The sequence below is a fragment of the Caballeronia udeis genome, from assembly GCF_001544555.2.
Classification (GTDB): Bacteria; Pseudomonadota; Gammaproteobacteria; order Burkholderiales; family Burkholderiaceae; genus Caballeronia; species Caballeronia udeis.
On record NZ_FCOK02000202.1, the window covers coordinates 1 to 1,295 of the forward strand.

At 59.4% G+C, this 1,295-nt stretch carries 1 protein-coding gene; it reads left to right on the forward strand.

Going from position 1 to position 1,295, the window contains the following annotated elements:
- On the forward strand, nt 1–1,291 hold a 1,291-nt coding region (gene glnA / locus AWB69_RS45195), incomplete at its 5' end, for a type I glutamate--ammonia ligase (RefSeq protein WP_062093235.1).
- Nucleotides 1,292–1,295 lie beyond the last annotated feature (4 nt).

A 1,295-nucleotide genomic window follows, 5' to 3' on the forward strand; every position in this document is an offset into this window, starting at 1 on the left:
CGAAGACAAATTTGAAAGCGGCCACGCTTTCGACGGTTCGTCTATCGCCGGCTGGAAGGGCATCGAAGCGTCGGACATGCTGCTGATCCCGGACGCGGATACCGCGTTCATCGACCCGTTCTATGAAGAGTCGACGCTCGTGATGTCCTGCGACGTGGTGGAACCGGCAGATGGCAAAGGCTATGAACGCGATCCGCGCTCGCTCGCAAAGCGTGCTGAAGCGTATCTGAAGAGCTCGGGTCTCGGCGACGCCGCCTTCTTTGGTCCGGAACCGGAATTCTTCATTTTCGACTCGGTTCGCTGGAGCGCCGATCAGTCGGGCTGCTTCGTCAAGATCGGTTCGGAAGAAGCACCGTGGTCGTCGTCGATGGAATTCGAAGGCGGCAACACGGGTCACCGTCCGGGCACCAAGGGCGGTTATTTCCCGGTTGCGCCGGTCGACACGTTCCAGGACATCCGTTCGGAAATGTGCCTGTTGCTCGAAAAAATCGGCATTCCGGTTGAAGTGCACCACCACGAAGTGGCGGGCCAGGGTCAGAACGAAATCGGCACGAAGTTCTCGACGCTGGTTCAACGCGCCGACTGGACGCAGCAACTGAAGTACATCGTTCATAACGTGGCGCACACGTATGGCAAGACGGCGACGTTCATGCCGAAGCCGGTCGTGGGCGATAACGGCTCGGGCATGCACGTTCACCAGTCGATCTGGAAGGACGGCAAGAACCTGTTCGCCGGCGACGGATATGCAGGCCTGTCGGAATTCGCGTTGTTCTACATCGGCGGCATCATCAAGCATGCTCGCGCGCTGAACGCCATCACGAACCCGTCGACGAACTCGTACAAGCGTCTGGTGCCGCACTTCGAAGCACCGGTGAAGCTCGCCTACTCGGCCAAGAACCGCTCGGCTTCCATTCGTATTCCGCACGTGTCGAACCCGAAGGGCCGCCGTATCGAAACGCGTTTCCCGGATCCGATGGCGAACCCGTACCTGTGCTTCTCCGCACTGATGATGGCCGGTCTGGATGGCGTGCAGAACAAGATCCACCCGGGCGAAGCAGCAGACAAGAACCTGTACGACCTGCCGCCGGAAGAGGATGCAAAGATCCCGACCGTGTGTGCCGGGCTCGACGAAGCGCTGGACGCGCTCAACGCTGATCGTGAGTTCCTGACGGTTGGCGGCGTGTTCACCGACTCCATGCTCGACGCGTATATCGAACTGAAGACGAATGAACTGCAGCGCTATCGCCAGGCTGTGCATCCGATCGAGTTCGAAATGTACTACTCGCTGTAAAGCG